The 25,019-nt window shown below is 64.8% G+C and carries 13 protein-coding genes and 1 pseudogene; 5 read left to right on the top strand and 9 right to left on the bottom strand.

The genetic code is table 11. The features are described 5' to 3' along the window. From R3P93_RS21270 to R3P93_RS21260, 3 genes and pseudogenes are all read left to right on the top strand, one after another. A pseudogene (locus tag R3P93_RS21270) lies at positions 1-282 on the top strand (hypothetical protein); the annotation flags it as partial. Next, positions 279-1,067: an amino acid ABC transporter ATP-binding protein gene (locus R3P93_RS21265; protein ID WP_306437690.1), complete on the top strand. Its 789-nt coding sequence runs from the start codon at positions 279-281 to the stop codon at positions 1,065-1,067. The pseudogene R3P93_RS21270 and the gene R3P93_RS21265, both read left to right, overlap by 4 nt. Positions 1,068-1,325: 258 nt before the next feature. Next, complete coding sequence (locus tag R3P93_RS21260) at positions 1,326-2,360, top strand: ABC transporter substrate-binding protein (RefSeq protein ID WP_179271974.1); 1,035 nt, start codon at positions 1,326-1,328, stop codon at positions 2,358-2,360. Positions 2,361-2,426: 66 nt separating this feature from the next. On the opposite strand, the gene R3P93_RS21255 is transcribed toward R3P93_RS21260, so the two are convergent. Genes R3P93_RS21255 through R3P93_RS21235 form a run of 5 tightly spaced genes read right to left on the bottom strand, consistent with a single transcriptional unit; the run spans position 2,427 to position 20,067 of the window. After that, positions 2,427-8,831 (bottom strand): non-ribosomal peptide synthetase, encoded by a 6,405-nt coding sequence (locus R3P93_RS21255; RefSeq protein WP_317534006.1) that lies wholly within the window; start codon positions 8,829-8,831, stop codon positions 2,427-2,429. Beyond that, on the bottom strand, positions 8,828-15,631 hold the full coding sequence (locus R3P93_RS21250; protein ID WP_317534005.1) for a non-ribosomal peptide synthetase: 6,804 nt from the start codon (positions 15,629-15,631) through the stop codon (positions 8,828-8,830). Before R3P93_RS21250 ends, R3P93_RS21255 begins: the two co-directional genes overlap by 4 nt. Before the next feature lie 25 nt (positions 15,632-15,656). Then, a complete protein-coding gene (locus R3P93_RS21245) occupies positions 15,657-17,417 on the bottom strand; it encodes an ABC transporter ATP-binding protein (RefSeq protein WP_317534004.1) in 1,761 nt (586 codons plus the stop codon). After that, a complete protein-coding gene (locus tag R3P93_RS21240) occupies positions 17,414-19,126 on the bottom strand; it encodes an ABC transporter ATP-binding protein (RefSeq protein WP_394855341.1) in 1,713 nt (570 codons plus the stop codon). Before R3P93_RS21240 ends, R3P93_RS21245 begins: the two co-directional genes overlap by 4 nt. Then, entirely contained in the window at positions 19,123-20,067 is a 945-nt protein-coding gene (locus R3P93_RS21235; RefSeq protein ID WP_269594028.1) for a methionyl-tRNA formyltransferase, read from the bottom strand. The genes R3P93_RS21240 and R3P93_RS21235 overlap by 4 nt, the downstream gene beginning before the upstream one ends. Before the next feature lie 274 nt (positions 20,068-20,341). On the opposite strand from R3P93_RS21235, the gene R3P93_RS21230 reads away from it, so the two are divergent. Beyond that, positions 20,342-20,806 carry an SRPBCC family protein gene (locus R3P93_RS21230; RefSeq protein WP_068047344.1) on the top strand — a complete coding sequence of 155 codons (465 nt, stop codon included), beginning with the start codon at positions 20,342-20,344 and terminating at the stop codon, positions 20,804-20,806. A 295-nt stretch (positions 20,807-21,101) separates the two neighbouring features. Here R3P93_RS21230 and R3P93_RS21225 read toward each other — a convergent pair whose 3' ends face one another. The 4 genes from R3P93_RS21225 to R3P93_RS21210 form a co-directional block, all read right to left on the bottom strand. Beyond that, a complete protein-coding gene (locus R3P93_RS21225; protein ID WP_317534002.1) occupies positions 21,102-21,920 on the bottom strand; it encodes an Fpg/Nei family DNA glycosylase in 819 nt (272 codons plus the stop codon). Positions 21,921-21,969: 49 nt separating this feature from the next. Beyond that, positions 21,970-22,416 (bottom strand): carboxymuconolactone decarboxylase family protein, encoded by a 447-nt coding sequence (locus R3P93_RS21220; protein ID WP_317534001.1) that lies wholly within the window; start codon positions 22,414-22,416, stop codon positions 21,970-21,972. A gap of 79 nt (positions 22,417-22,495) precedes the next feature. Continuing rightward, positions 22,496-22,723, bottom strand: coding sequence for a hypothetical protein (locus R3P93_RS21215; RefSeq protein WP_317534000.1), 228 nt, complete (start codon positions 22,721-22,723; stop codon positions 22,496-22,498). A gap of 401 nt (positions 22,724-23,124) precedes the next feature. Next, positions 23,125-23,952, bottom strand: coding sequence for a helix-turn-helix domain-containing protein (locus tag R3P93_RS21210; RefSeq protein ID WP_317533999.1), 828 nt, complete (start codon positions 23,950-23,952; stop codon positions 23,125-23,127). A gap of 135 nt (positions 23,953-24,087) precedes the next feature. On the opposite strand from R3P93_RS21210, the gene R3P93_RS21205 reads away from it, so the two are divergent. After that, positions 24,088-25,017 (top strand): SDR family NAD(P)-dependent oxidoreductase, encoded by a 930-nt coding sequence (locus R3P93_RS21205; protein ID WP_317533998.1) that lies wholly within the window; start codon positions 24,088-24,090, stop codon positions 25,015-25,017. Positions 25,018-25,019 lie beyond the last annotated feature (2 nt).

Genomic DNA, 25,019 nt, shown 5'->3' with positions numbered 1-25,019 from the left:
CACCTTCGAAGGACGCATCACCCCGAACGGAAACTAACCGACGCCAAGGTCGGATCCACCGTTAATCTGACACTCCCGGTGCAGGTGAATTTTCGAGTGCTGGAGGGGCTCTGCGCGGCAGCGTTGTACTTCCTGGTGCTGACAACTCTGTGGGGGTTGATTCAGAAGATGATCGAAGTACGAGTAGGACGTGGATACGACCGCAATTACCGCCGTAAGGGCGGTCCGTCGAGTCCGAAGCTCGACGACAGCGCGATGAAAGCCGAGGCTGTGAACCGATGACGAGTGCGACGTCTGCGACCACGAAGGCCACGACGATGGTCGAGGTCAGGAATATGACGAAGGCCTACAACGATCTCGTCGTCCTCGACGACATCGATTTCACGGTGGACAAAGGGGAAGTGGTCCTGCTCCTCGGGCCGTCAGGAAGTGGAAAGAGCACCCTGCTGCGCACGCTCAACTGCCTCGAGACGATCGAATCCGGGACCGTCCGAGTGTGCGGCGAGATGATGGGCTTCTCGGAAGGCGCCAAGCGAACGCCGCTGTCGGAGGCGCAAATCGCCAAGCAGCGGCACCACACAGGAATGGTGTTCCAGAGCTTCAACCTGTTTCCCATGATGACGGCGCTGGATAACGTCGCATCGGGTCCACGTCATGTCCTCGGTACGCAGAAGGACAAGGCGCGCAGGCAAGCTCAGGAACTGCTCGACCTCGTCGGCCTGTCGGACAAGGGGGAGAACTACCCGTCACAACTGTCCGGTGGTCAGCAGCAACGCGTGGCGATCGCCCGAGCGTTGGCGATGAAGCCCGAAGTGATGCTGTTCGACGAGCCCACGTCAGCCCTCGATCCCGAGATGGTCAACGAGGTCCTCGACGTCATGCTTCGACTGCGCGACGAGGGCATGACGATGGTGGTGGTCAGCCACGAAATGGGCTTCGCGAAAGCGGCCGCAGACAGGGTCGTCTTCATGAGCGACGGGAAGATCGTGGAAGAGGCACCTCCCGGTGAGTTCTTCGACAATCCCAAAAGCGCTCGTACACAACAATTCTTGAGTCGTATTCTCTGACGGGCGTAAGTGGCGCCGACCATGCGTGCCGTAGGTCGAATGAATGAATGTCGAGTGAGGGGGGATCACGCTGCCGCCTTCTATCGCGATGTCGTTCAACCTCTGAAGCCATGGGTCCCGTCGGCACCGGGAACGTCCTCGCTCGACACCGTGGTCGACTGACCGGACCAACCACACCGAACCCCCGTCGTGTTGGTTAGTCTATCCCAACATAGGCAATGTTTGCCTAACTTGGATGATGGGGAAAGAATGCGGACCTTGAGAATTTCAACGACTCGAACGCGGGGATCTCGACGCACACTGGCGACGACATTCGCAGTGCTCTCGATGGTGGGCGTCACCGCGCTGAGCGGATGTTCCTCTTCGGACAACGAGCCGGGGGAGTCGAACACGACCACTTCGGAGTCCGGTTTCAGCTACGTCGACGGCCGCGGCGAAACCGTCGAACTCGACGCGGTGCCGTCGCGCATCGTGGCCAGCGAACAGGCTGCCGCAGCGTTGATCCCGCTGGGCATCAAGCCGGTCGGCATCTGGGGAGGGAGCTCCTTCGAGTCGTCGATCCCGCTACGCGGACTCGATCTCGACGGCATCGAAAGCGTGGGACAGGCATACGGCGACATCGACGTGGAACAGGTCGCGGCCCTCGATCCCGATGTGCTCATCACCGGCTGGTACGCCGGGGACGCATACGGCGGCCTCGGTCTCGAAACATCCGACCTCGCCAACCAACTCGAGCAGGTCGCACCGTTCCTTGCTGTCTCCGCTCAGAAGCCCTCCTCCGAGACCCTGCAGGACTACGAGACACTGGCCACCGAACTCGGCGCCGACGTCGATACCGACGCGAACCGGGCCGACCGTGAGGCCTACGACTCCGCTGTCGCAGACCTGAAGGAAGCAATTGCTGCCAAGCCGGGTCTGACCGCGATGGCCATCTCCCCATCGGACCAGTACTACGTCGCGATCAACGACGAGTTCCCCGAACTGCGTGACTACCAGAACTGGGGTCTGACGCTCCTCGAGTCCGACGTTCCCCGCGCCGCCGACTCAGGATCCTTCACGCCCGTGAGTTGGGAGAATGTCGGTCAGTATCAGCCGAATCTCATTCTGCTGGACACTCGTTCGTACTCGACCCCGCTGGCCGAACTGGAAGCCGACCGTCCGACCTGGGCCCTGGTGAACGCTGCGGAGGCCGGAAACATCGCCGACTGGACCACCGATGCGACCAACAACTACGCGAGCTACACCGCGCAGATCGTCGACCTGACGGCGGCGATCGACAAGACGACCGTCTAGATCCACCACTTCGGATCGAAGACAGAGTCGCTGCCCCCACCTCGGCAACCCCGAGGTGGGGGTACGTCATTCGATGCGAGCCCAGATGTAGTCGGCCACTCGTTGCCCGAACACCGACCAGTTGTGCGCCTGACCTAGCTGTGCATGCTCGAGGTCGACGGAGTGCACATGCACGGTCCCGGTGATTCTGTCCTGCCACTGGCGGTCTCGGCGACGCTGCATTTCCAGGGGCGTTCCACGAGAAGCTCCGATCAGCAACGCGTCGCCCGCGTGGCGGCCGACCGTCGGTGGAATCGACAGAGCGAGGTGCCGACCGAGGGTGCGCACCAACCGGTCCTGTACCTCGGAAGCGAAGCTCGACAGCAGCGGATCCGTCTGCATGTGGCGCCGAAAATTGTTCTGCGCCTCCTCTATGCCGTTCTGCGACAGATCCTCACGTTCGGCCGTGTCTGCGGCGGCGACGTCTGCGTAGGAATCGAGCAATACCAGCGACGCCACTTCTTCGCCCCGCTCGTGCAGACGCGCCGCGATCGCGTGTGCGAGCTGCCCGCCGAAAGACCATCCGAGCAGGTGATACGGACCATGTGGTCGGACGGCTCGGATCCGCTCGACATGGTCGTCGACCAAGGCCTCGATCGACGCCAACTCGATCGCGTCGTCGCCGCTCTGCAGCGCCGGGTCCTGGATGGCGTACACCGATATCGAGGGATCGAGGAACCGCAAGGCTCCGATGTAGGACCAACTGAGACCGCCGGCAGGCTGCAGACAGAACACAGCGGGATCGCCGGCTCGACGCAACTCCACCAACGGTGCGAGCATGCCGTCTCCGCCACCGTCGATGACCGCACGTGCCAGACCCGCGACTGTCGGTTGCGCGTAGATGTCGCGCACACCGAGCTCGAGATCCACCGCGCGCAGACGAGACGCCAACCGGACAGCGGCCAGTGAATGCCCACCCAACGCGAAGAAGTCGTCGTCTCTGCCGATCTCGGTCACGCCCAACACGTCGTGGACCGCATCGGCGATCAGCGATTCGACATCGCCCCGCGGACGGTCCACCGGCTCGGCACTCTCCGACGGTGCAGGCAGCGCCGCGACGTCGAGCTTGCCGTTGACCGTCAGCGGCAGGCTGTCGACCACCTGCACCGATGCCGGGACCATGTAGCTCGGAATCAGTTCCCGTAGCCCGTCTTTGACCGATGACGCGGTGATGTCCGACGCTTCCAGGCCGTCGACGAGGACGTACGCGGCCAGTTCCGTACTGCCGGCCCGCTCGAACACGGTCACCGCGGCGCGCACGATGCCGGGGAGCCGCTGCAGCGCGTCCTGTATCTCCCCGGTCTCGACGCGGTGGCCCCTGATCTTCACCTGATTGTCGGCGCGGCCGTGATAGGAGATCAACCCGTCCGGGTCGCGCGATACCAGGTCACCGGTTCGATACATTCGGGAACCGTTGTCCGTGAAGGGGTTTGCCACGAAACGTTCCGCAGTCAACCCAGGCCGTCCGTCGTATCCACGCGCGAGGCCCGCACCCGACAGGTAGAGCTCGCCGATGACGCCGGGTGCCGACAGCCGCAGTGCGGTGTCGAGTACGTGCGCGGTGGTGTTCAGAATGGGCCGACCCAGTGTCGGCGTCGATCGGTCCTGCACGTCGGCACCGAGCGCGTTGATCGTGTACTCGGTGGGCCCGTAGAGGTTGTAGCCGCCCGTTCCTGGTGCGTCTCGCAGCTCGGACCACAGACGGTCTCCGACCGCTTCGCCGCCGAGCGAGACGAACACCAGACCCGCGGAGTCGTCGTCCTGCAGGGACGTGTTCAGGCACCGCGGGCGGGCCAGCAGACCGGCGTCGACGAGATGTTCACCGTAGGTCGGTGTGACGTCGAAGGCATCGATTCTCTGCGCATCGAAGTAGTCGAGGAGAATCGCCGGATCGCGTCGCGTCTGCTCGTCGATCACGTGCACCGTGTGGCCCTCCAACAGCCAGAACAACTGCTCCCACGATGCGTCGAACGAGAACGACGTGGTGTGCGCGATCGCCAACTGTCTGTGCCCGGCCCGAGCGACGACGGGCTCGAAAATTTCCTTGCGGTGGTTGACGAACATGTTCGTCAACCCGCTGTACGGGACTGCAACCCCTTTGGGGCGCCCGGTCGATCCCGACGTGTAGATGATGTAGGCAAGCTGGTCGAGTCGCCGCGCGACATCGCCGGGTGCCGGCAGTCCGTTTCCGACACCGTCGATGTCGAGTTCGATGACGACAGCGGGCTGTTCGGTCGTGATGCTCTGGAGCTGTTCTGCCAGCGTGCTCGTCGTCAGAACGACGTGCGGGCGCGATTCGCGCACTATGTACTCGATGCGGTCGGCGGGCATCTCGGTATCGACCGGAACGTAGGCAGCTCCTGCAGCGAAGACACCGAACAGCGCCTCGACCATGAGCTCGGTGCGGGGGAGGAAGAGCATGACCCGCGACTCCCCGACGACACCGTTCGATCGCAGCAGCGCACCGAGATTCAGCGCGCGTGAATGCAGATCGGCAAAGCTCCACCGAACATCCCCGGCCACCAGTGCCAGGTCGTTCGGTCGGTCTGCAGCGCGTGCAGCGAACAGATCCCACACCGTGTGCTCGGGTACAGCCGACCCGAGTGCGCCCGAGTGTTGCCGCGTCCACGCGAGCTCACGCGGAGTGAGCAGAGCGATGCTCGCCGCCGCCTCGTCCGGTGCCGCAGTCAGCGCGGCCAACGCCGCCCGATAGGTGTCGGCAATCGCTGCTGCCCGGGCATCGTCGAGAGCGTCCCGTCGATGCATCATTCGCACCCGGGCACCGGACTCCACCGGCGCGACCACCACCGTCAGTGCGTAATGCGTTGCATCACTGAGTTTCTGGTCGATCACCCGAAGTGCGCCATCGGGACCCAAACGCTCGTCGGGCGGGACGACCGGGATGTTCTGGAAGACGAACAACGTATCGAACAATCCACGGTGCCCGGCGCACTCCTCCAGGTCGGACAGCGCGAGATACGGATGGGTCAGCAGGGGGCGTCGCTCGTCCTGAATACGGGCCAGATGGTCACGAACGGCGAGAGCGGGATCGATGCGCACTCGTAGCGGGACCGTGTTGAACAGCAACCCCAGAAGCTCGTCGATACCGGGGATCTCGGCGGGCCGGCCGGACACCACGGTGCCGAACACCACATCGTCCTGGCCGGTGAACTTCTGCAGAGTCAGCGCCCACGCAAGTTCGTACACGATGCTCGTCGTGACGCCGGTCTGCGCAGCGAGTTCTCTCACGTCTCGGGTGAGTGAGCGATCGAGATGGAAGACCGTCTCCGCCGAACCGGCCGGATCGACCGACGCCGCGGTGCGCCGGGGAGCGAGCAGAGTCGGCCCCGGCGTGCCTGCGAGCTGGCGTCGCCACATCTGTAGGCCCGCATCACGATCACGAGTTCTCAGCCACATCACGTAGTCGTCGTACGACGCACGGTGACTCGATTCGGTGCGGCCGGGCCGGGTGTATTCGTCGAGAACGGCCCGTAGGAATCTCCAGATGGACCACCCGTCGAGAACGAGATGTTCGATGGTGAACACCAGTGCACTCCGGCCCTCGGGGAGCAGCGCCACGCCCAGTCGGACGAGCGGCGGCTGAACAGGATCGAACCCCTGTGCAGCCTCGCGCCTTTCGAAGCGTGACAGCTCCACCTGAGCCGCATCGGCGTCGAGATGTCGCAGATCCGTCGTCGCCCAGGGCATCCGAACCGTCCGCGGCACTGCGGCAACGGTGCGCTCACCGAGCTGGACGTATCCAGCACCGACCTGCGGGTGCGCGGCGAGCACGGCGTCCGCGGCACGTCGCAACAGATCCGTGTCGAGTGAGCCGGAGAGTCGCATCACCGTCTGCGACAGGTAGATCCCCTCGCCCTGTCCGCCCAGCTGCTGATGGAAGAGAAGCCCGTCCTGCAACGACGTCGTCGGGTAGATCGCTCGCAGTGGGCCGAGAAGCGACTCCACTGATCGACGCTCCCGCGGGTCGAGTCCGGCCATGTCGGTACTGCGATCGATACCGTCCGCGAACGCGCTGTCCACCACTGGATTGACTCCGGAACCCACTGCGTTCACCCTGGTCGCGACAGCCGTCGCCAGGCGTGCGGCGACGTGGGCGACGTCGGTGTCGGCGAGGGCGGACACCGAACACGCGCACGACCACGATCCGGTCTCGGTTCGGAGGAACCTGACGTCGATCTCGGGCGCGGAGGCGCTCTGTACGAGGTGCTGCCCTTCGGCACTCGAAATGTGGATGCGGACCTGCAGATCGGCAGGCGGTAGGTCGTCGAACACGCCGGGGGTGTGTTCGCTGAGGTGCGCGGCAACCCCGAAGGATGCGGCGTGCTCGGGGTCGGCCTCTCCGCCGAGCAGGGTGCCCGCGTCGATCACGACGGGTAGCCCGCGGCGCAGGCAACCCACTGTTCGGGAACCGTGTTCGACGTTTCGGTCTCGGTCGGATTCGTCGACCCACACCACCATCGACTCGTGTCCGGCGACCTCCGTCATCACCTCGCGCACCGACTCGAGGACAGCCGTCCGAGTCTCGACGATGCCGGGAAGTCCGGTCGTGGTCAGCGGTGCAGAACTCTCGGCACCACTTGTCGCGGGTGCTGTCGGGACGGAGAAGAGGGGCGACGCTGTTTCTCGCCGGTCGATCACGTCCACGGCCGCATCCACGACATCGAGCCATGTCTCGGCGTGGTCGACGATCGAAAGGTCCTCTGCCAGTTCCTGATCGTTGCGTGTCCATCGTGCCGAGGAGCCGACCGCCACGTCGACCACCGATCGATCACTCGTCAACGCATCGAGAACGGACGGCCACGACTCCTCGTCGACCGCCGCGTGCGTCATCTCCACTCGCAGTACACCTTCGCCCGTCCAACCGGCTCGAAGACCCCCGTTCGCAACAGCCCCGAATTCCGTTTCTGCACTGTGGATCCGAGACCGCTCGAGAATCTCCGTTGCCGTCAGAGAGGTACGCACCGGCATGTCACCGTCGGTGTCGAGTCCGGTGGAGAGCATGTCGTGCCGAAGGTGGAGGCCGATGAGCGTTGCCTGGGCACGGCGGATCTGCCGCTCGGACAGGGTGAGTGTGCGTGACCACCGGCCGGGGCGCGGCCGAGCGAGTATCGGGGTCCGTTGCGGGGCCGAGTCGTTCGGACTGGTGGCCAGTTCGGAGATCCGCCGGTTCGGATCTGCGACGGCCTGAGCTGCGATCAGTGTCATGTCGTCCAGAATCGATCGAATAGTTCTGTCCTCGAACAGTTCCCGGCGGTAGAGGATGTCGAGTCCGAGTCGACCCGATTCACCTCGTGGACCGATGGCGACAATCAGATCGAACTTTGCCGACGCGTCGTCCGGTGGGCGGAGGACTCCGTCTACGGGCCCCAGCGACACCGGTTTCGGCCGCGTGTCCACCTCGGCGATCATCACCTGGAACAGTGGATGCACTCCCGGCGTCCTCGCGGGCCGGAGCCACTCGACGACCTCGTGGAACGGGGTGGCGCGACGGTCGACACAGTCGAGCGTCGAACTCCTGGTCCGCGCGGTCAATTCGGTCACGGTGGGGTCGCCGGTGAGGTCGGTGGGCAGCACGATGGTGTTGACGTAGAGCCCCACCGCATCGGTCAGCGCGTCGGGTGGCCGAGTATCGACGGCCGTGCCCATCGGGATCAGGTCGCCGCCGCCGTGGGCACGCAGTGCGAGAGCAGTGACGATCTGGAGAAAGACCAGTCGGCTGATGCGATTCCTCGAGCAGAACTGCTCGATGTCGTCGGCGAGGAACGTGGGCAGCACCGTTTCGATGATCCGCCCCGCGGTGGACGGCACTTCGCTGCGGGCGTGATCGAGCGGGAGAGCGACGGGCTCGACGTACGGTGCAAGAGTGGACGTCCAGAACGGTCGATCTGCCGTGACGTCGATGGAGCCTTCGTCCTCCGCATACTGCGCGTAGTCCACCGCCGACGCCGGCCAGATCGGTTCCTCGCCTCGCGCACGCGCGTCGTACGCGATCCGGATGTCTTCCAACAGGATCGGCACCGAACCGCCGTCGGCGGCGATGTGGTGCACCGTCAGGACCAATCGAGACCGGTCGTAGAGATCTGCGGCGAAGGGGATCTGGGCACCGAGGTCGAATGTGCGGGGGCTGTACGGCTCACCTCGACGGTCCGCTACCTCCACTGCGGCAGCGGGTTTCAGGTGGCGTAGCACCCTGCCGTCGTCGTTCGAGTACACACTGCGCAGCGATGCATGGCGTGTTGCCACATCTGCCAGTGCATGGGCCAGGACGTCCAGATCCGGATCCGACGTCAGATCGAGGTGAACCGGCATGGTGTACGCATGGCGGTCCGTTTCCATCTGATCGAGGAACAGCATCCGCTGCTGTGCAGTCGACGCCGGCCCGGTACGTGCGGACGCGTGGGTGTTCGTCATCGGTGGACTCCTGATGCGAGGGTGCCGAGAAAGTGTTCCGCCACTGTCGACGCGGTGAGAGTGTCCGAGAGCGCGAGGTGATGCACGGACAGCAAGGCGGACCATCCGTCGCTCTCGTGTTTTTCGACGTGGATGTGGAGCAACGGGCCGGTGTCGACATCGATCCCGTTCACGACGCTCGCCGTGTCCTCTTCACCTGCGATGTGCACGACGGTCTCGAGGTTCACCGAGTCGGGATGTACCTCGAAGGCTTTCCACAACCTGCGCCGGGAGCGGTCGATGCGGATGCGCAGTGCCGGGAACGTTTCCATCAGCGCTGTTGTCGACCGGCGCACCTCCCTGTCGAGGTCTACTGCGGTCAGCTCGGCGCGGACGTCGAGCTCGACCCGAACTGTCTCGATACGGGCGTCGATGTCCAGACCCGATTTCACCGCGGTCCTGGCGAGATCGGGCAGCGGCACAGCGACATCGGCACGGGAAACATGTTCCGGTGGAGTAACCTTCGTTGTCCTGTCGTGTACCGCGGCCTCGGCGAGTGCGGAGACTGTGCAAAGATCGAAGATCTGCATCTCGGTGATGCGCCAGCCACGTCTGCGCGCGAGGGTGACCGTGCGAATTGCGCTGATGCTGTCGCCGCCGAGTCGAAAGAAGTCGTCGTCGATTCCCATGTCGTCTGCCTCGAGTCCCAGGGCTTCGGCGAAGGAGGCACGGATCGCGATCTCGCGGTCGGTTGTCGGTACTCGATCACTCGATGGCGAGGCCTGGAATTCGATGGGGGGAAGGCCATTGCGGTCGAGCTTTCCGCTCGAGGTCAGCGGGATCTCGTCCAGGATTGCGATACGAGCCGGAATCCACGACGCGGGGAGGATACGGGTGGCCGTGAGGCGAATATCGTTCTCGAGCAGAGTCGTTCCGGCATCTGCGACGACGTATCCGACGAGTCGCGGCCCGGCTGCCGTGATCTGTTGGGCCGCGGCGCTCGACCGGACGCCGGGATGGGCGCGAAGCGCGGCCTCCACCTCGGCCAATTCGATACGTTGGCCGGCCAGCTTGATCTGGCCGTCGGTGCGGCCGAGATACTCGATACTGCCGTCACGTCGTTGCCGCGCACGGTCGCCGGAGTGGTAGAGGCGGGCACCGGGGACGTCGGCCCGGGGGTCGGCCACGAACCTGCTCGCGGTCAGCGCGGCCTTGTCGTGGTACCCGCGGGCCAGTTGCGTTCCGCCGAGGTAGAGATCTCCCTCGGCACCGGGCAGCACCTCGGCGAGCGTGTGATCGAGTATGCGGCAGTGGGTGTTCCACACCGGTGTGCCGATCGCGACGGACAGCCCCGCGACCGGTCCGCGCGCCGAGACGTTCTCGGCGGTCACGTCGATTGCCGCTTCGGTGGGGCCGTAGAGGTTCAGCAGGGTCGCTCGCGGGAAGACCGTGGCCACCGACTGGGCGTGCTGGGATGTCAACGGCTCGCCGCTGCAGACGATCAGCCGCAGCGCACTGGCGTCGAGGACAGGGCTCGCAGGTTCGGACGTCGCCGTGGTGAGGAATTCGCCGAGCATCGAGGGAACGAAGTGGACGATGCTCACTCCGTGCGTCGCGATGAGGTCGGCCAGCCGGCGTGGATCGCGGTGGCCGCCTTCTTCCACCACGACGACCGACGTTCCGGTGACGAACGGCAGAAAGATCTCCCAGCCCGAGACGTCGAACGACGCGGGGGTCTTCTGCAGGAACACGTCCGTATCGGTGATCTCGTGATGTTCTGCGGCCCAGAGGACGCGGTTCACGATGGCCGAATGGGACACCGCGACGCCCTTCGGTCGTCCGGTCGAACCCGAGGTGTAGAGAACGTACGCCGGATGATCACCGCGCAGCGGGCGTCGGCGTTCGTTGTCGACGACCGGATGCGTGGGAAGTTCGGCCAGACGAGTGGCCACCGCTGGGTCGGCGAGATCGATCAGGGGCACATCCGAATCGGAAAAACGTGCCGCGATATCGGCGGTGGTGACGATCGTGGCGGCACCGGAGTCTTCGAGCAGGTAGCGAAGCCGTGCTTGGGGCAGTGCTGGATCGAGTGGCACGTAGGCGGCTCCCGAGAAGGTCACGGCGAGGATCGTGACGATCAGCTCGGGTGACCGATCGAGTGCGACCGCCACGACGTCCTCGGGTCCATGACCGGAGTCGATGATCAACCGTGCCAAGGCGGACGCCTCGCCGAGAACGGATTTCAGGTCTCGACGACGATTTTCGAATATCAGCGCCGCGCCGTCCACCGGGGATGCGCGAGTGATGATTCGGTCGAGCGTCAGGCCGGGTTCGATGTCTCGTCGAGCGCCGGAGAGTCGCGACAGCGTGGCGCGGTCCTGAGCGTCGAGCAGATCCACCGCGTCGACCTGCAGGTCCAGCGACGCAGGCATACGCTGCAACACCGTTTCGAGTCGCCGCAGCAGTGCGTCGGCGGCGTCGGTGTCGACGACGTCGGTTGCGTACTCGACAGCAAGACCGACGGCCGAATCGTTCTCGTACAGAGTGACACTCACGTCGTACTTGGCCGTACCGGTGTCGACGGGCAGCCGTTCGGTGACCAGATCGCCGAGAGGGAGAGTGCCCCCGCCGTCCCGGTGTGGTTGGTGGACCACCATCACGCGCACCGGAGGCTGCTCGCGCAGCGCCGGCACCGCAGCCACGACCTCCTCGTACGGCGCCCTCGAATGCGCGAGCGCGTGCAGCGTCTGGTCCCGGGTACGCGCGAACACTTCTCGTACCGTGGGGTTTCCGCGTAGATCTGCTCGCAGCAGCACGGTGTTCAGGTGGAAACCCACTTCGTCGCTCGCGTCGTCGTGGCCTGTTTCCGGGGACCTGATCGACATCGGCGACGCCGTGAGGAACTGCTCACCCGATCCGCACGCGCGCAATGCGATCGCCGTCGCAACCTGAGTGGCCATGTACATGCTCGCCCCGCGCGCGCGCGCCGTGGACCGCACAGCCGCTGCGACGTCGTCGGCAACGACGCGTCTGATCGTCCGCCCGGTCCGTGCACCGGTATGGCGGGCAGCGCGCCAGCCCGGTACGTCCAGGACCGGCGGTAGTGGAGTCAGATGTGCTCGCCACGAGGCGATCTCGGACTCGTGATCCTCCTCGAACACCGCCGTCGGGGGCGGTGCTGTGCCCAGGTCGCGTGGTGTTCGGCCGGCACCGCGCGCAGCGTAGGCGCGCGAGAGGGTACGCAGCAAAGCCGGCTCCGACCATTCGTCCGTTGCGATGTGATGCACGGCGAGAACGAGTGTCGCGCAGTCCTGCTCGTCGTCGTGAACGAACACGCCGGCGCGCAGCGCAATCGACTCCGAGGGATCGAATCGTTCCTGCAGGAACTGCTCGATCGCCTGCGCCACCGTCGAAGACTGCAAGGCGTGACGTCGCAGGGCAGGGGCCGAACGTTCGTCACTCGGGTCGAGGATCTCGACCGTCAGTGCTCCGTCGTTCTCGACGTACAACGACCGCAGAGAGCGATGACGTGCGGTGACGTCGGCGAGTGCCTGTTCGAGAGCGGAGAGGTCGAGGGGACCGGCGACCCTGAACACCAGCGGTACCGTGTAGGTTCCGCCGTGTCCACTGAGTCTGTCCGCCAACCACATTCGTCGCTCTCCGGCGTTCATCGGCCGGGTGCGCGTGTCGATGTTGACCGTCTCGTCGATATTCGTTTCACTGTTGGCGCACGGCGGCTGTTCCGCTGCGTCGATGTAGTCAGACAGATTCGCGACCGTCGGGTGATCGAACACCGCTCGCACCGATATCCGTAGGTTCAGATCCCGATTGACCCGGGTCACCAGACGCATCGCGGCCAGCGAATCTCCGCCGAGGGCGAAGAAGTCGCTGTCGGGTCCGATGGAATCCAAGAGCGCCTGCGAGCCGGCTTCGCGACCGAGCAAGGCCGCGATGTGTTCGGCCAATCGCCGTTGACCGTCGGTCAGCGGGCCCGCCGGCGCACCTCCGACATCCGGGACGGGCAGGGCGCGGCGGTCGACCTTGCCGTTGACGGTCGTGGGAAACGCCTCGAGCACCATCAGATGTGCGGGAATCATGTGCTGGGGCAGCAGCGTCGTCAGATGGGCGAGAACACTGCGAGAAAGGTTGTCCGAGTTCGGGTTCGCGTCGTCCGTGGGGATCACATAGCCGAACAGAACGGGTGTTGCCGTTGCGTGAACGAGCACGACGGCAGCGCGAACCTGGGGATGAGTGGCTGCGGCGGCTTCGATCTCTTCGAGTTCGACCCGCATGCCGCGGATCTTGACCTGGTTGTCCGCTCGGCCGAGGAAGTCGAGTGTTCCGCCTTCCGTCCAGCGAGCGCGGTCACCCGTTCGATAGGCGCGGGCGCCGACCTCGAGGGCGAAGGGGTCTGCGACGAATCTCGCGGCAGTCATGTCCGATGCGCCGACGTAGCCGCGTCCGAGCAGGTCACCCGCCGCGTAGAGCTCGCCGCCCATGCCCACGGGGAGTGGTCGCAGGCGGTCGTCGAGCACATACAACCGGCAACCCGGATTCGGTTGTCCGATCGAGGTGGAGATTCGGTCCGATGCGGTCCCGTCGTACACCACGTGCGAGACTCCGATCGTCGCCTCGGCCGGCCCGTACCCGTGGTACAGGGTCCCGGTCATGCGAGATCGGAACCGCGAGAACAACTCCGGCATGAGAACTTCGCCGCCGCACCAGACGTGACGAACCCCAGCCATCGCGTCGGTCCCGGCGCTGGTCTCGAGGAGCACGTCGAGCATGGAGGCGACGAGATACACGAAGGTCACGCGCTCACGGGATATCAACTCCAGCAATCGCTGCGGGTCCCGATCCTCGCCGGGTCCCGCTACGACGACGGTTCCTCCCGAGCACAGCGGGAGCAGTAGCTCGTTGATCGAAATATCGAATGCGAGTGGTGCTTTGAAGAGGCTGGCATCGCCCGGGCCCACCTTCAGGATGTGCTCGATCTGCCATTTCATCCGGCTGGCTATGGCCTCGTGCCGGATCATGGCACCTTTCGGCCGACCCGTCGAGCCCGAGGTGAAGATGACGTACGCCAGGCCGGCTCCGTGACGGACCACTCCCGACGGCGGGGTGACCGGTCGGCTCTCGTGCTCCCATCGGTCGAGGGCCACCGCTATCGACAGCACCTCCGTGTGCTCGTTCGACTCCGAGCTTCCTGGGCCGCGCAATGCCACGCCGATGTTCGCGTCACGGACCACCGCAGCCCTGCGGGCCTGGGGCCATTGCGGGTCGAACGGGACGAACGCTGCTCCTGCCGCGAGAACGGCCATGACGGAGACGACCATCTCGGCGGACCGAGTCATGTCGATGGCCACACGTGCTTCCGGTCCGACTCCCGCCACCACCAACGAGTGCGCGAGTTGGCTCGAGCGGTGGCTCAACTCGGCGTAGGTCAGACGGGTTGGGCCGGCAACGACGGCGGTCGCGTCACCTGTCCGCGCCGCCCACTCCTCGAACATCTGCACGACGTCCTGCTCGGCGAGGCAGTGACCGGTCTCGTTGACGTCGGTGACGAGCGTCTGCAGCTGCTGCGAGGATGCGAGGGGCAACGAGTCGATCGGAGCATCGGGTGCGGTGGTCGCGGCATCGATAAAGACCGCCAGCGCGTGCGCATGGGCTCGGATCTCCGTCTCTGCGCCGGCACCTCGTAGTTCCATTGCCAGCCACGAACTTCGAGGGTTCGCACGGTCGATGGTGCCCTCGACCACGAACTCGAGGTCCGTCACAGGCCCGAGCCAGTTCTGACGCAGTCGCGCGCGCTCGCCTCCGAACATCGAGTCACGTTCGGCCACCAGAACATTGATTCCCGGAGCGATCAGCGCAGAGTCTCCTCGCCGCAGCCGGAGCAGCTCGGTCACCACATCGGGTGCGACCGCGGTGTGAGGTCGCATCCGCGTCAAGGTGGAATCGACGTTCGCCAGCACGTCGACGACGGTCCTGCCCTCGTGTTCGAGCACGAACGGCACGACGGTCGAGGTCATCGCGATCGGAGATTCCGCCGGGGCATGGCCGGCGATTGCCAAGCGGATGGGTTGCCGCCCTGCGGGTCTCGTCGTTGCGGCGTATGCGCCGAGGAGACCGACGAGCGTGCGGCGCGGCGACGTGCGCGAGCGATCGGCCAACGCGAGCACGCGGTCGACGACGTTCTCCGGTAACTCGACTGCGATGTGCGACACCGTCAGTCCTGTGTGCTCGAGCAGACCCTGATCTTCGGGCAGGCTCGCGACCACCGCATCCCAGTAGTCGCGGTCGTCGTTCGGTGAGGCGGTGTCGGTGCGAGGACGCGTGGATCGGTCCCTCCGAACATCGTTGTAGACGTCGGCGACCCGTTCTGTGAGTGCGGTGACCGAAAGGCCGTCGATCACGATGTGGTGGTAAGCCTGGATCCACCACAGCCGCCCGTCTTCTGCGGCGGCGACGATGTGGTGATGCATCGGGCCGGTGTCCGACGACCCGATCCTGGACCGAGCCTCGGTGACGAGGGAATCGATGTGCGTGTCCGATCCGGACGTTGCACGTGTCTCGATGCGTCCGGGTGCCGCGTCGACGATGTCGAGGTCACCGTCCGGGGACGGCGCTAATGCGCGATCGAGATGCGGCAACCCGGCGAGCGTGGCTGACACCGCACTGTGAAGACGCACGGGGTCGGTGGTCGTGGGAAGCTCGAGTCGCCACGCCAGCGAGTACGTGCCCTCGCCGGCGTCGATCTGCGCGGCGGTCCAGACGGCTCTCTGTGCGGGGGTGATTCGAGGTGCGTCGAGCATGGTCATCCGGGTCTCCTCGTCGTGGGTGCGTCTACTCGACATCTGTTCTGCCCGACCATGCCGACCAGAGACGCGCATATCGGCCGTCTGCTGTCACGAGATCGGAGTGGGTGCCGGATTCAACGACACGGCCGTGCTCGAGCACCACGACCGTGTCTGCTGCCACGGCCTGCGTCAGCCGGTGCGCCACGATCACCGTGGTCCGGCCCTCGGTCGCTGCCGATGCGGCGTCTTCGAGCAGGCGGGCTCCGCTACTGCCGGCCTCCGCGGTCGCTTCGTCGAGTATTGCGACCGGGGGATCGGACAGGATCAGTCTCGCCAGTGCGAGCTGCTGCCCTTGGGATGCACTGAGCGGATGCCCGTTCTCCCCGATGCGTGTGTCGAGGCCCTCCGGAAGAGCCCGGACCCAGTCGGCAGCTCGGACCCGAGTGAGGGCGTCCCACAGAGCGGAGTCGTCGGCATCCGCGTCCGCGAGCCTCAGATCGTCGGCGAGAGGGCCGGCACTGACGTGGACGTCCTGCGAAAGGATCGCGATGTGCCGCCTGAGTCGGTCGGTACCGAGATCACGTAACGGGATGCCGCCCAAAGTGATCGAGCCGCGGTCGGGCTCGAGGGACCCTGCTGCGAGAAGCGCGGCAGTCGTCTTTCCGGCACCGGTCGAGCCGACCACTGCCACCGTACTTCCGGCGGGAACGCTGAGCGAAATGCCGTGCAGAACGTCGCCCCCGGTGGAGTAGGCGTACGTGACGTCGGATAGTTCCAACGTCGCGTCGACAGGTTCGGCGTCGATCCCTGTCGTTCGTGTCGATGCCATGTCGACCACGCCGACGAGACGATCGAGGCTGGCACCGGCGGATTGGATATCGTCGAACAGGAACAGCACGGTACCGAGCGGGTTGAACAGTCGATGGAACATCAACGTTGCAGCGGTGACTGCGCCCAGAGTCACGAGATCGCCTCTGAACAAAAAGAACCCGGTACTCAGGATGATGGTGAGACCCACCAGTTCCGCGCGGTTCTCCTTGCCGACGAAGCGAGTCAGCAGTGTGAACGTCGCGATGGAAAAGTCCCTGGCCCGTTCGGATTCCGTCTCCACGGACGCGACAGCAGTGTCTTCGCGGCGGTACGCGCGCACCGTGCGCGCGCCTTGGATGTTGCTGATGAGCGCCTGCGAACGGTCGCCCATCGCGGCCCGTTCGGCTGCGTAGAGAGGCCCGCTGCGCGGCAGATACCACCGAAGAGCGGTGACGTACAACGGTAGTGCCAAACTGCCGGCCAGCCCGAGACGCCAGTCGATGCCGTACATCGTCACGACGGACACCCCGATCAACAACACCGCGTTCACCACGGCGGGGAGTACGCCGTTGACGGCGCGGGTCACCTGGGACACGTCATCGCTGATGCGCGAGAGCACATCTCCGCGTCCCGCTCGTTCCACCGTGCGAGTGGGGAGCGCGAGAACTCGGGTCACCACCTGCTCGCGCAGCTGTGCCACCACGCCTTCGCCCAGTTTCGCCACGAGGTAAGCCATCAGCCCGGCGAACACCCCGTTGACGCCTGCGGCGATCATGACCAGAACCACCACCATCACGATCCGGCCCGGCGGCGCGCCCGCGACGACCTCGTCGACGAGCCGACCGAGAATCAGGATCGGTGCCAGAGCCGATACGGCGGAGACGACGCCGACGAACGGAGTGAGTGCAACGAGCCCTGGTCTGGCCGCGAGTTGTCCGCGTAGCCACGACCACGATCGTCCGGCGGTTGCGATGGGCAGACGGGTGTCGTCGGTCATCGCAGCACCGCCTCCGCATAGCCCTCGGCCCGTTCGAGAAGAACGGAATGGGGTGCGTCCGCCGCGATTCGCCCGTCACGTATCACCACCACCCGGTGAGCCACGGACAGCAATGCAGGACTGCTGGTCACGATGATCGTCGTTTTCGGGGTCCGTACGTTGGGCCCGTGACGAAGAGTCGCGATACCCCGAGCGATGGTGTGTTCGGTGACCGAGTCGACTGCGGTGGTCGGTTCGTGCAACACCAGTACGGGAGGCTCGGCGAACAGGGCCCGTGCCAGCGCGATGCGTTGTCGTTGTCCCCCGGACAGATTGGCGCCCCTCTCGGTCAGCCGCTGTTCGAGACCGTCGGTGTGACTGTCGACGATCTGGTCTGCGCCCGAGGCGCGAAGCGCTCCGTCGAGCTGTCGGTCGGTGTATCCGCGTCCGGCGGTGATGTTGTTCTTCACCGTGTCGGCGAACAGGTCGGAGACGTGTGGTTCGACCACGATTGCCGCTCGGACCTGCGCGAGTTCGATGTCGCGGGTGGGCGTGCCTGCGAGCAGAACCTCGCCGCTGACGTCGGCAGCCGAAACCTGCCCGGACAGAACGGCCACGATCGACTCGGCGTCCTCGGACCCGTACGCCAGGATTCCGACTGTCTCCCCAGCCGCGATGTCGAGGTCGATCTTCTGCAAGGACCGGTGCGTGACGCCGCGGAGGCCGAGATCGAGCCGCTTGCCGGTGATGTGCCGGTTGCCGTGGTGCAGAATTCGATCCGCTCCCAGTACCAGGGCGACGCGATCGGCGGACGCCCGCGCCCGCGCGATGATCGCCGGGGTGGAGGACAACACACCCAGTGGTTCGATGAGGAATTGCGCCAGACCGACGACGGCAATCAATTCTCCGACGGTGATGCGTCCGATGAGAGCGAAGTAGCCGGCAAGCCCCGCGACGGATGCAGCAACCACCGCGCTCACGCCGGTGGTGAGCCCCGATTGCGTCGCCAGCGATCTCGCCGTGAGCAGTGCTGCGCCGAGGGCTTTCGCGCTCGCTTGTCGATAGCGCGTCGCCGCTACGGTTTCCGCGCCGATACCTTCGATCGACCGATGCCCGCTGACGAGGTCGGTGGCCAGCGCAGTCGCCTCGGCGACCGTTCGCTGCTGCTCGGCCGCCCGCCTGGTCACCCGCGGTGCGACGAGCTGAAGCACGGCGACGAAGATCGGGGTGCCGATGAAGATGGCGAGTCCCAACGGCACGTCGATGACCATCAACGCAATGGCCGTGGCGACGACGGCGGTGGCAGCGGCCGCGATGCGCGGGAACAGATCCAGGAACCATGCCGACTGTTCGGCGTCGGTACTGGAAATGGTCAGTAGCTCACCACCCCGCAGAGTTGTGTCCAGGCCGCGCGGATCGAGAATTCGACCGGTGACCTCCATTCGTATGCGGTGCGCCTCGTGCTGCAGAGCGACGTTGAGGAACCGCATACCGAACTGGTAAGCCGTTGTCAGACAGAGAAACAACGCTGCAAGTCCGACGATCGAGAGGACGAACCAGGGGACGTCGCCCGAGGAGATCGCCGAGTCGATGATCCACCCCAACGCGATCGGAACTGCAGTCTCGGCAAGCTGGTGGATGCAGATGAGCAGTGTTCCGATGCTCACTCTGCGCTTGTTGCGCGTCAGTGTTCGACGGATGATTTGCCCGCCTGTCACGTCGTCCTTCATGCCGTGGGCGTGAGGTAGCCGCCGCCGGTCACGAAATAGTCGAGCGCATCGACATCGTCCCCATTTTCCGTGCGCACGCGATCTATGACGAGTCCGTGGTTGGTGCCGCGGTGGGCGTCGGGGCCGGACACGATCACCATTCCCGCGCCCTCCCTGATGAATATCCGACCGGGTGTTCCGCCGTAGATACCGTCCGAGACGTGAGCGGTGATGATTCGAAGCTTTCGGCCTTTGTGGAAGGTGTAGGCGTTGGGATAAGGATCGGACATCGCACGAACCAATCTGTCCAGGTCCTCGGCGGGCCAAGTCCAGTCGATGCAGCTGTCCGACTCGTGTCGTTTGTGGAAGAACGTTCGTTTCGTCAGATCCTGCGGAGTCCATGTGGCCGTGCCGTTCTCGATACTCTCGAGTGCGTCCAGCAGTACCTCGGGGATCAAGTCGATCGTCGCCTCGACGAGATCGGTGGAGGTGTCCCTCGGTCCGATCGGAACCGCCCGTTGGGTGATGACATCGCCGGTGTCGAGTTCGCCGTCCATTCGGTGCGCCGTCAGTCCGGTCTCGGCGGCACCACTGATCAGCGCCCAGATCACCGGAGAAAATCCGGTGAAGGCGGGAAGCAGTGAGTCGTGCAGGTTGACCGTGCCGTGCGGAGGCATCGCGAAGATCTCGGGAGGCAACCAGGTCCGCCAGTTGTTCGCAACGATGATGTCCGGTGCCCACAGCTGCAGACGTTCCTCCAGCGCTTTGTCGGGACGCTTCGCCAAGTACACCTCGATGCCGTGATTGCGTGCGAGATCTTCGACGGAATCGGACCAAATGCTCTCGTACGCTTGCTCGCTGACCGGATGCGTCACTACCGCGACGACGTCGTGGCGTGAATCCACGAGCGTCTGCAACGTCTTGTGACCCCAAGTCTGGAAACCGAACAGCACTACCCGCATTGGCTCATCTCCATGTTTCTGCTCCGACGAAGTGGCACAGTGCCTCGCCTTGTACGTGGCCACCGGGGATTCACGTCGTACGCGATCGATCACCCCGGGCCGAGAGTTAGGCTAGCCTACCATCAACTACAGGTTCGGGTGGGTTGGCGAAGTGGCCCCGAGCTGCAGAGACGTCGACGAAAAAGCCCAGTTGGGACGCGGTGTGACGACGGTTCGATCGAATCTTCCGGCGGTGCCGCGATTGAACGTGTCGAACTCTGGGCACAGAGGAAGAATGACAGACAACACGAAAGTCACAGTCGAACGAACCATAGAAGCTCCCGTCGACGCTGTATTCGACGTGCTGACCAACCCCGAGCGGCATCAGGCGCTCGATGGATCAGGCTTCGTACGAAGTGTCGACCACGCCGACCGGATTCAGAAGGTCGGCGAGAAGTTCACGATGAACATGCAGGGCGATCACATGGGCGGCGAGTACCAGACCGACAACCATGTGACGGGCTACATCAAGGACAAGCTGGTCGCATGGACGACGGCACCCGCAGGCAACGAGCCTCCCGGCTGGGAGTGGCTGTGGGAACTGGAGTCTCAGGGCCCGAACGAGACGTTGGTCCGTCATACCTACGACTGGTCCAAGGTCACGGACAAGAAGTTGCTCGAGCAGATCAAGTTCCCTCTGGTCACCGAGGATCAGCTGAACGACACACTGGGTCGCCTCGCGGTCGAAGCGACGTCCTGACCCAACGACTCTTCTGGGACGCACAGCCTCAGCTCAGCCGTAGAACGCTGTGGCGTCGGCACTCTCTATCGGCATCCAACGCCGCGGAGAGTTCGTCGACGTGGAAGTGGCCGTGCGGTCGACTCCACGGCGAAGCTCGCGGGAACCGGCGGCAGCTTGTTCGCCACGAGTTCGGTGCGCGCCTCGTCGGGGAGGTCGGCGTCCGGTGAGTCTTCGCTGCATGCGATCTCGTGTGACAATTCCGAAAAATGCTGTCCTACAGCATTATCGAGCTCGTCCCGCGCGATGGATCGGATCAGGATTGTTCACGAGAACACCACCAGGTTGTGCGGCCGCCCACCGTTCCGCGTGCCATCGGGGCACCACATCGCGGGCATGACGCATCGGTTTTTCGGAACGGAATGATCTCCCCGGTGTGCACTCCACCTTTCTTCGTGGCTGATCGAACAGCGCGACGCAGAACAACACGAAGCTCGTCGAGCTCCTCCGTCGTGAGTGTTTTGGCCCGCCTGGACGGGGATTGCTCGCTCTGCCACAGCACCTCGTCGGCCAGTAGATTGCCGACCCCCGCTATCGCCGCTTGATCGAGCAGTCGTGCCTTGAGAGGTGCACCGCTGGAACCGATTCGGTGGCGGAAATCGTCGCGCGTGATCTCCGCGGCATCCGGACCGAGAGCGTCGATGTCGGGTTCGAGTCGAACCCGGCCGAGGCGGCGCTTGTCGAAGAGCCGGAGCTGTCCACCATCGTCGAACGTCATGGAGAACCGAGTCCACTCCGGCTTGTCGGTCGGGCGCTCGCCGACATGGGGATCGCCGCCTCCGTACTGCGACGTCCGCTCGCCGTCGGGAGCGGTGACGATGACGCGTCCGCCCATGCCCAGGTGTATGCCGAGGGTCGGCCCGCTCGAGCCGTCGGCCGTGACGGTCTCGCACCACATCGCCTTACCGCGTCGACGAGCCTCGGTGAGTTTCCCGCCGATCAGTGCGCCGGCAATATCGCCCGGCATATGAGGTCGGCACTCGAACGTGTCGGTGTCATCGATGTCGACGATGACGCGTCCGAGAGCTTTCTCGACGACCTGTCGGGCGTTTTCGACTTCGGGTAATTCCGGCATGCATCCGGTGTACCCACTTCGTCGACACTATGCGCGGGTGCTCCATCGGTCATTCGGCTCGTTCGTCGTCCCTCGCGGCGAGCACCAGCGGACCCAGTTCGGCATCGAGCACCTTCTGCACGACGCGCATCGCAGCCAGCGCCGCAGGCGCACCGCAGTACCCCGCCGTGTGGACGACAGTTTCGGTGATTTCAGTTCGGGTGAGGCCGTTGCGGAGAGCTCCGCGTACGTGTCCTGCGAGTTCCTCGTGGGCGCGTAGCGCGATGAGGATGCCGAGGTTGAGCAGGCTCCGACTGCGGTTGTCGAGGCCGGGCCGCGTCCACACGCCGCCCCACACAGTGTCGGTGACGAAGTCCTGCAGGGCAGCGGAGTCGGTGTCGGCGGCACTGGCAAACGCCTTCTCGACGTACTCGTGGCCCATCACGTTTCGACGGACCTCGAGCCCGTCCTCGAAGCGCGGCCCCCTGTTTCGACTCGTGGCCTCGTCGTCGATCATGGTGGTTTCTCTCCTTCGTCTGCGTGTCGACAGATCATGGCAGGGGTTCCAGCGGAACCTCAGGCCGAAGCGAAGTCGGTTACGGCTCGCTCTGTTCGGCGTTCGTTCGTGGATCAAAGTGATCAGGTGGAGTGATGCCACGCTCGCGCGGCGCGCCCATGAAGGCCGATCCTCCGACAGCGCTTTCGATTCCGTGAAAACGGCCGCGCCGCATGCGCGAGCGAAGTAGGCGTGCGATCAATACGAAGGCACCCAGAACGACTGCGAAGCCTGCGACCACGGCAAAGACTGCCAGCGATGTGTCCATGATGTCTCCGATCCTCATCTCCGAAACCCGACCGGCCTCTGTCGATTATGAGACCTGGGACCTGCTCGGGTGGTGGAACCGGGACGTAGGTGACTTTCGCTCCGCTCAGCGCGGAGACACTGTCCCTCCGTCACGGTCGTCGCGCGCAGGTTGTGTGTCGTCGGAGACTTGTTCTGTACGAGTTGCTTCGAGGAACAGCTGAAGAAAGGAAGAATGCTCGCCCCGTTCCTGCGAGGGCCTTCCCACTCGGGGGCCTTCCGATGCCTTCGACATATCGATTCGCGTTCCTCCCGTGTCGGCGATCAACAATCTCAGATTCTGAATAGTCAAGCAACTGAGATAGTAGATACAAAGCGCGGTACTGAGTGAACGATCGGCGAAATGCGGCGACCGAGCGACTCCTAACGGCGTGCGTGGGCGGCGAGGGTGCCCAAGAGCTGCAATGCATCGGCCGAGGGGCTGTTCGGTTCGGCGTGATAGGCAACCAGGGTCTGGCCATCGGTACCCGCAACGGTCAGTTTCTCGTGCCGAAGGTCGAGGGGTCCGACCTCGGGGTGATCGAGAAGGCTGGTGCCGCCCGTTCTCAGATGTACGTCATGGCGCGCCCACAGCTGCCTGAACACCGCGCTCGCGATCGACAGTTCGCCGACCAGTGCGGTGAGGACCTCGTCGTCGAGATGCGTCGCCGAGACAGCCCGAATTCCAGCCACGGCGTCGGTGGTGACGCGGCTCCAGTCGCGGTGCAACTCTCGCTCGTCGGCATCGAGAAATACCGCACGGAGCAGGTTGATCCCAGGGGAGTTGTTGGGAGACAACGCCGTTGCCATTCGATTCGCGGCCAACACCGTGAAGCGGCGATCGTGAATCAACGCCGGCATCGGCAACGCGTCGAGAAACCGAAGAGTTCCGGCCGACACTCGCTCCCTCCTCCTCGCTGGACGGCGAGCCGATGTAGGGGGAGTGGCCAGAGCGTGCAGGTATGCAATGCTGTCGGCGTCGAGACGCAACACCGCGGCCAGGGCGTCGAGCACCTGCGTCGACGGAGTCTGGTTGCGGCCTTGCTCGAGCCGAACGTAGTAATCGGTGCTGATTCCCGCGAGCATCGCGACCTCCTCACGGCGCAGACCGCGAACGCGACGCCTCCCACCACTGATGAGGCCCACATCCTCGGGTTCGAGCTGCTCGCGGCGCGCTCGAAGGTACCCACCGAGCGCCTCGTGGTTGTCCATCGCTCCACCGTAGGTCCGTAACCCGGGTGATGAGTAGCCCGCAGAAACCCAGGATGCCGCGGGCTCGTGATGGTCCCCGGGAGTACCTCACTCTGAGAGTGCCGCGCACAGCGGCTTCACGAGAAGGAGTTCGATATGACGAGAATCGTCACACCGTTCGGTGCCGACGCCACCGCCGACGAGGTCAGCGAAGGCATCGATCTGTCAGGCAATCGCGCCATCGTCACCGGGGGCGCGTCGGGCATCGGGATCGAGACCGCTCGGACGCTCGCTCGCCGCGGAGCACGGGTCACCCTCGCTGTCCGCGACGCCGTCGCCGCCAGGAGAGTTGCCGCGGAGATCGTCACAGACACCGAAAATTCCGAGATGGACGTACGCGAGCTCGACCTCACCGACACCGCATCGGTGAGAGCATTCGTCGACGCGTGGGACGAGCCCCTGGATCTGCTCGTCAACAACGCGGGTGTCATGGCCATCCAAGAGTTGACCCTGGTCGAGAACACGTGGGAAAGGCAGTTCGCGACCAATTTCCTCGGCCACTTCGCCCTCACGACAGGCCTTCACGACGCCCTGCGGCTCGCCGACGGCGCGCGCGTGGTGTCGGTGTCTTCCTCGGCTCACCTGTTCTCGCCGGTAGTGTTCGACGACATCGACTTTCGCTTCCGGCCCTACGACCCGCTGCAGGCCTACGGTCAGTCCAAGACTGCCGTCGTTCTGTTCGGAGTGGCCGCGACCTCACGGTGGGCGGACGACGGAATCACGGTCAACTCCGTGAACCCGGGAGCAATCGCGACCTCTCTGCAACGCCATGTCGGTGGCACGCTCGCCACTCCCATCGAACTGCAGAAGACCCCGGCGCAAGGCGCGTCGACATCCGTGATGGTCGCTACCAGTGGACAACTGGATGGCATCGGTGGCCGCTACTTCAACGACAATCGGGAAGCGATCGCCGTCGATCACAGACCTACCGACATCACCGAACTGGCGAACTCCGTGGCCTCGTACGCCCTCGATCTCGATGTCGCCGAACGGCTCTGGGCCATTGCTGCCCGTGCCGTCGAATGACG

The sequence above is a fragment of the Rhodococcus cerastii genome (assembly GCF_033042195.1).
In the GTDB taxonomy this organism is placed as follows: domain Bacteria; phylum Actinomycetota; class Actinomycetes; order Mycobacteriales; family Mycobacteriaceae; genus Rhodococcoides.
The sequence above is the reverse complement of the archived record's forward strand: the minus strand, read 5'-3'. Positions and strand labels throughout refer to the sequence as shown.

What these genes read in the sequence shown, in the direction of transcription:
- R3P93_RS21265 (WP_306437690.1), top strand. Translation starts at nt 279, where the DNA reads ATGACGAGTGCGACGTCTGCGACCACGAAGGCCACGACGATGGTCGAG.
- R3P93_RS21255 (WP_317534006.1), bottom strand. Translation starts at nt 8,831, where the DNA reads ATGACGAACACCCACGCGTCCGCACGTACCGGGCCGGCGTCGACTGCA.
- R3P93_RS21250 (WP_317534005.1), bottom strand. Translation starts at nt 15,631, where the DNA reads ATGACCATGCTCGACGCACCTCGAATCACCCCCGCACAGAGAGCCGTC.
- R3P93_RS21245 (WP_317534004.1), bottom strand. Translation starts at nt 17,417, where the DNA reads ATGACCGACGACACCCGTCTGCCCATCGCAACCGCCGGACGATCGTGG.
- R3P93_RS21240 (WP_394855341.1), bottom strand. Translation starts at nt 19,126, where the DNA reads ATGAAGGACGACGTGACAGGCGGGCAAATCATCCGTCGAACACTGACG.
- R3P93_RS21235 (WP_269594028.1), bottom strand. Translation starts at nt 20,067, where the DNA reads ATGCGGGTAGTGCTGTTCGGTTTCCAGACTTGGGGTCACAAGACGTTG.
- R3P93_RS21230 (WP_068047344.1), top strand. Translation starts at nt 20,342, where the DNA reads ATGACAGACAACACGAAAGTCACAGTCGAACGAACCATAGAAGCTCCC.
- R3P93_RS21225 (WP_317534002.1), bottom strand. Translation starts at nt 21,920, where the DNA reads ATGCCGGAATTACCCGAAGTCGAAAACGCCCGACAGGTCGTCGAGAAA.
- R3P93_RS21220 (WP_317534001.1), bottom strand. Translation starts at nt 22,416, where the DNA reads ATGATCGACGACGAGGCCACGAGTCGAAACAGGGGGCCGCGCTTCGAG.
- R3P93_RS21215 (WP_317534000.1), bottom strand. Translation starts at nt 22,723, where the DNA reads ATGGACACATCGCTGGCAGTCTTTGCCGTGGTCGCAGGCTTCGCAGTC.
- R3P93_RS21210 (WP_317533999.1), bottom strand. Translation starts at nt 23,952, where the DNA reads ATGGACAACCACGAGGCGCTCGGTGGGTACCTTCGAGCGCGCCGCGAG.
- R3P93_RS21205 (WP_317533998.1), top strand. Translation starts at nt 24,088, where the DNA reads ATGACGAGAATCGTCACACCGTTCGGTGCCGACGCCACCGCCGACGAG.